The sequence below is a fragment of the Candidatus Brocadia sapporoensis genome (genome assembly GCF_001753675.2).
Taxonomy (GTDB): Bacteria; Planctomycetota; Brocadiia; order Brocadiales; family Brocadiaceae; genus Brocadia; species Brocadia sapporoensis.
This window is the reverse complement of the sequence record NZ_MJUW02000033.1, coordinates 1-5,850: the sequence shown is the minus strand read 5'-3', so window position 1 is coordinate 5,850 and position 5,850 is coordinate 1. Positions and strand designations below refer to the sequence as shown.

Below are 5,850 nucleotides of genomic sequence, written 5' to 3'. Positions count from 1 at the left end.
TGGGCGATTCATGCCTAAAAATAACCTTTTTTCAGCTCGAATTGCGAAAGTCGGGTTAAGTGCACCATCATCGCAGATGCCGTTACCGGGAATGTATTTCATAGGACTGTAGAGTGTGGTCGGCGAGATTCTCCATGCTCCTCATTCAAGATCGCATTGGCGATCATGGGATTTAATAGTGGAATTCTGCGATCACCAAGTACGCCCATCTGGGAATTGAAGCCGGAATACAATCCCTCTCAGAGAGACCTGAAATTTAAGAAGGGCTATCCGGCGCTACGGCGGAGTGACTCCGTTGTGTGGTTCTCCCAGCAATTGACAACTTGACTCGGGGATGCGCGATTTTCGGAGTACGTAAAGAAATTTGAGTATGGAAATCAGGACTTCTCGGGTGATCCGGGAATGCACAATGGTCTGACCCGCTCCTGGTTGATGTCTTCCCTGTCCATATCCCCCCCAAGGAGCAGATCCAATTTCTTTATCGCTTTATTGCGCATAAGCTGCCTGTGTCCGAGATGGCATATGACATGACGGGTGTCATTATCCTGCAATACCAAGCAATCAGGGGATGGGTGGTGCATGGAAAGAGCGGCAGTGGCTGACTGCATGGAAGTGATGGCAAGGAAGACGAAAGCCGGCCACAGGGATGGTTTGTGGGTCGAGCAAAAAAGGATAACCGACTGGTTGTCTTTGCCCGACTGGAAATAGGAAGGAAGGCATCAGATATGCCTGGAGGAACTAAGGCGCGAGAAGAAATTCTCCCGGAGTTTTACATGCTGTTGGACGGCAAATAGCAAGCCCGGCGTACGCGAAGGAGCAGACGCACAATTTGGTAAGAAAGTGATAAGAAAAGGTGCAAATTTTTGTTATTGATTAAAATGCCCTTTCAAAGCATTCAACCCCTTTTGCTTTTTAGCAATTGGTGCCGTCTAGCAATCAGTCCACAGTAAACGCGACTCACGACTATTGCCCTACTGAAGAGGTAACTTTGAAGATTTTCAACGGCAGCCTGTTCCAGAGGCTGTAACACTCGTTTGCCTAGAGAATTTCGTGTGCTATACCGCTCCGAGAAATAAGAAATATTCGTAGGCCGGAAATAGAGAGACATCTCGGTTTGAAGTTAAATGATTTCACTTAACGACAGTGATTAACGAGGCGCTCAACCGGACGAGCGAAGAAATCTGCGCGCTGATTGACCCAGAAAGAACACATTAACAGTTTGGTCCTTTTTGCTGCTGGCTTTATACCTTGTCGCTAAGCTTGAAGACACAATATTCAGCGCACATGGAACAGACTTCGTCATTTTGCGGACGTCCCTTTTCGCGGATACTTCTGGCTACTGTTGGGTCGATGCAGGTCTGAAACTGTCCCTCCCAATCTCTTTTTCTTCTGAATTGCGACATCTTTTTGTCCCACTCCCATGCCGATTTAATGCCCTTGGCAATATCGGCGGCATGGGCGGCAATTCGTGCTACTACGACACCGCTTCTTACGTCAGCCGGACCAGGCAGACTTAAGTGTTCTGTTGGGGTTACATAGCAAAGGAAGTCGGCCCCTGCAGCAGCAGCAATAGCTCCACCAATGGCAGAGGTAATATGATCATATCCCGGTGCGACGTCCGTGACAATTGGTCCGAGCACATAAAAAGGTACCCCTTTGCAGAGTTCCTTTTGTAACTGGACCTGAGCAGTTATCTGATTTATGGGCACATGGCCAGGGCCTTCCACCATAACCTGCACACCAGCATCCAATGCCCTTTGTGCAAGCTCTGCGAGTACGTTTAACTCATACACCTGTGCACGATCAAACGCATCTGCCAAAGCTCCTGGTCGCATGGCATCTCCCAGGCTCAGGGTAACATCAAATTCCTTTGCAATAGCCAATATCTCATCGTATTTTTCATACAACGGGTTTTCCTGTCCGTTGTGGATCATCCATTCCACCAAAAATGTCCCGCCGCGGCTTACCACGCCGCAAATGCGTTTGTTTTCTTTCAGATGCTTAAGCACTCCCTTTGTGGCGCCACAATGCACGGTTATAAAATCTACGCCGTCCTCACAATGCAACCGCACCGCATCAAGCATGTCCTTTGCCGTCATATCGACAATGGAATGTTTTTGCTGGACGCTCTTAACGGCCGCCTCATAGATGGGAACGCTTCCTATGGCAATGGAGGTTAGTTCGAGAATCTTTTTCCGTATCGTTCGCAAATCGCCGCCGGTGCTCAGATCCATTACGGCGTCAGCTCCTGCTTCTTCGGCTGCCCGTAATTTATCCATCTCGCTGGCGATATTGGCATAATCGGCTGACGTGCCGATATTGGCATTAACCTTGGTCCTAAGTCCTGCTCCAATACCGCAGATCTTTGTGGCTGTACGCTTATGGTTTGCAGGAATGACAATCTTCCCCTCGGCAATTCGTTCTCTGATATACTCAGGCTCAAGGCTTTCGTCTGTAGCAACCTGCTTCATTTCAGGTGTAATGATATTTTGTCTGGCCAGTTGTAGCTGTGTCATCTCTTTCATCTGAATTTTCCTGCTCATCTCTCTCCGTTCCTATTAAAAAGGCAGAAAGGTAGGTTTTGTTGTTTCTCTTTTTTTGGTGGTGGTATTCAAAGAATACTTTTATGCTTTTGAGTCAGTTAAAGACTCCCGGATATTTACCCGGCGTGCGGCTCCTCTCTCAGCCAGCGCATAAAGCCGCGCCAACTCATTATCCGTTAATTTGCGATATCTGCCGATTTTTAGACTTGGATCATATAAATTGCCGATTTTTATCCGGCGCAGAATGCGCACCTTATAATTACAGTCAACAAGCATACGCCGGATCTCCCGGTTTTTACCTTCCTTCAGCACCATTTCAAACCTGCTTCTGTGCCTGCCTCTGCGTACATTGCGAACTCGTACGGGTTGTGTCTTGCCAAAGGAAAGCCAAACACCAGACTCCAGGGCCTCAATTGCCGTATCCGTCAGGTATCCATCCACCTCTACAAAATAGGTTTTATTCACCTCGTGCTTCGGATGAGATAGTTTGTTTGCAAGGTCACCGTCATTGGTTACAATAATCAGCCCTTCACTCTCCTTGTCCAGTCTGCCTATGGTATATATCCTCTGAGTTACATTTTTAATAATATCGATCGCCTTTAACCGTTCCAGTTCGTCACGATTTGTACACACATAACCTTTCGGTTTGTTCAGTAAAAAATAAATCTTACGCTGTTTTCGTATCAAGGTGCCATCACAACGGATATCGGCTGTATCTCCATCGACCGTTATACCTGGGGTTGTAACACGTTTTCCGTTGACGGTTACTCTTCCTGACGCAATAATTCTCTCACATTCACGGCGGGAGCCTAATCCTGCTTCTGCCAGTATTTTCTGTAAACGTTCCAGCATGAGTCCTAGTTTTTTACCTTTCGCTTTGCATCACGCAGCATTTCCTGGGCTTGTTTCCGGGTGATGTCCGTTTTTTCACTTCCCCGGATCATTTCGGCAATTTCTTCAAGCCGGGATTTGCCTGATAAGTTTTCAATAGTTAAATAAGTCTTGCCATTTTTTACTACTTTGTGAACCTTCCATTGTTCATCTGCGTAGCTGGCAATCTGAGGGAGGTGGGTAATGCATATTACCTGGTGTGACCTGGCAATACTGCTCAACTTTTCTCCAATTACCTCTCCCATTCTTCCTCCTATGTTGGCGTCAATCTCATCAAAAACCAATACCGGCGTCTTGTCTGCTTTAGCCAGTTGGTGTTTGAGCGCCAGCATGACCCGTGAGATTTCCCCACCTGAGGCAATCTTTTTCAACGGTTTTAAATCTTCGCCTGGATTGGGTGAGATGAGAAAATCCACCTGGTCAAAACCGTGTCTCTTTGCATCGGAAACCTGTGGATCGTTATGGTTATGTAAAAAAGACGAAGTAAGCTGAACGGAAAACCGGCCGTGGGGGATACCGAGGTCGTGTAGCTCTTTATTAATGAGTGGCGTTAATTGCTCTGCTGTGGAAAGGCGTTTTCTGGTTAATTCGCCGCCCTTCTGTTTCAGATCATTCGTAAGTTTATGTATTTCCTCGTCCAGATTCCCGGCTACGGCACCTTCCTCCGAAAGGAGCTTCAGTTTTTCTGATGCTTCATCACGATAGGACAAAATTTCTTTGATCGTACTTCCATATTTAGAGCTTAACTTTCTAATCGTGTTTAAACGTTCTTCAATAATCTCAAGCCTTTGCGGGTCGTAATTGAATCCGTCCCGGTATTTCCCCAAAGAAAAAGCCATGTCTTCCATCAGATACGCAGATTGTGTGGAATCATCGAATATCTTTTGCAGGGTGTCGTCAAGTTTTGCAATCGATTGTAATTCGCGCCGGACAGATTTCAACCTTTCCAGAATAGCATCAGAAGACTCATAAAGCTGGGAATAGCATGAGGAGATCGTGCTGTAAATTTTTTCGGCGTTACTTAAGAGAGTCTTTTCCTTTTCAAGTTCTTCTGCCTCGCTGGCTTTAAGTTGTGCTTTATCAATCTCATCGATTTGAAAGGCATACAGATCCCTCTTTTGCCCTCGTTCCAATTGATTGCTTTTCAAGGTATCTCTCAGGATGGTCTTTTCCGTGAACTGCTGATAAATATCGGCAAATTGTTCACGCAACGGGGATATCCCTCCAAAATCGTCCAGAATGTAAAGTTGGTTTATGCCATGCAACAAGGTTTCATGTTCGTGCTGACCGTGAATGTTGATCAGGATTTCTCCGATTTCTTTCAGCATGGATACCGTGATCGGAAAATCGTTGAGGCGGCACCTGCTCCGGCCGTTTGTATCGATGCTCCTTTGGAGCAGAAGTTCTTCTTCTATAGTGTTGTTATCTGATATCTTTTTAATCTGCATCAAAAGACTTCCATCGGTAATGGAAAATTTACCGATAACCGTTGCCTCCTCTTTGCCACTCCGTACGAGATCTGCGGTTGCCCGACCACCAATGATGAAATTCAGAGCCCCGATTATCATGGATTTTCCTACACCCGTTGCCCCGCTAAATACGTTCAGCCGTTCGCAAAGGGTGATGGTGACTTTGTCAATCAATACAAAATTCGATATGTATAACTCCTGCAGCATGGTTATTTTTTGCCATTTTCTGCAAATGAATAAAATAGCAATTCAGTTTTTATTGTATCTTGGATCCTGGCTTTATATCCTTTTCCGTTGTAAGGATTACCACCTGGCTCCCGTCTTTTGCTGCCAGCAACATTCCCTGACTTTCCACTCCCCGCAGAGTTGCGGGCGCCAGGTTATTAACAATAACAATTTTTTTCCCGACCAGTTCTTCTGGCTGGTAAGTGCTTCTAATCCCGGCAACAATCTGCCTGCCTTCCATGCCGTCACCTGCATCGATCTTCAGTATCAGGAGTTTGTCTGCATTTGGATGGGGCTCTGCGTGTTTTATCTCAGCTACCCGCAGGTCTATCTTCAAAAAATCCTCAATTGAGATCATTGTCAACCTTTCGTAAAATGGGAAAAATAAACAGGCCTTGTCTGCGCATCCTATTTATTAGCATTACCCTATTTTGTCAACTAACAGGATTGTAGTAAGGTACAAAAAGGCACATTTATTTTTTTATAAATATACCCATTTTTGGAAAATGTGTCAATGAATTAAAGACTGCAGATTCGCGCAGGAGAAATTCAGCTAAAAATTGTTTTAGAAAAAAACTAAACTATAGGGAAATGGAGGACAGATGTCGTTACCCTATGCACAAATAGTGTCGCAATCGATTTGGTTGTCAATTTCGGGCTGAATTAGCCCGACCTTCGCAATTCGAGGGGTGTATGAGCTGCTAAGCCAGCAAATACAAGGG

At 45.6% G+C, this 5,850-nt stretch carries 4 protein-coding genes and 1 pseudogene; 1 reads left to right on the top strand and 4 read right to left on the bottom strand.

The annotated features are described in order from the left end of the window. Window positions 1-54: 54 nt before the first annotated feature. Window positions 55-794, top strand: a pseudogene (gene blaOXA, locus BIY37_RS14115) (class D beta-lactamase); the annotation flags it as partial. Window positions 795-1,241: 447 nt separating this feature from the next. Here the strand turns inward: blaOXA and thiC are convergent. The 4 genes from thiC to metG form a co-directional block, all read right to left on the bottom strand. Continuing rightward, a complete protein-coding gene (gene thiC / locus BIY37_RS03040; RefSeq protein ID WP_070066370.1) occupies window positions 1,242-2,516 on the bottom strand; it encodes a phosphomethylpyrimidine synthase ThiC in 1,275 nt (424 codons plus the stop codon). Between the two features lie 108 nt (window positions 2,517-2,624). After that, on the bottom strand, window positions 2,625-3,395 hold the full coding sequence (locus tag BIY37_RS03035) for a pseudouridine synthase (RefSeq protein ID WP_070066369.1): 771 nt from the start codon (window positions 3,393-3,395) through the stop codon (window positions 2,625-2,627). A gap of 5 nt (window positions 3,396-3,400) precedes the next feature. Beyond that, the gene (gene recN, locus BIY37_RS03030) at window positions 3,401-5,110 is read right to left on the bottom strand and encodes a DNA repair protein RecN (protein ID WP_070066368.1); all 1,710 of its coding nucleotides are present in this window, start codon (window positions 5,108-5,110) and stop codon (window positions 3,401-3,403) included. A 49-nt stretch (window positions 5,111-5,159) separates the two neighbouring features. Further along, window positions 5,160-5,486: a methionine--tRNA ligase subunit beta gene (gene metG / locus BIY37_RS03025; protein WP_070066367.1), complete on the bottom strand. Its 327-nt coding sequence runs from the start codon at window positions 5,484-5,486 to the stop codon at window positions 5,160-5,162. Window positions 5,487-5,850: the final 364 nt, after the last annotated feature.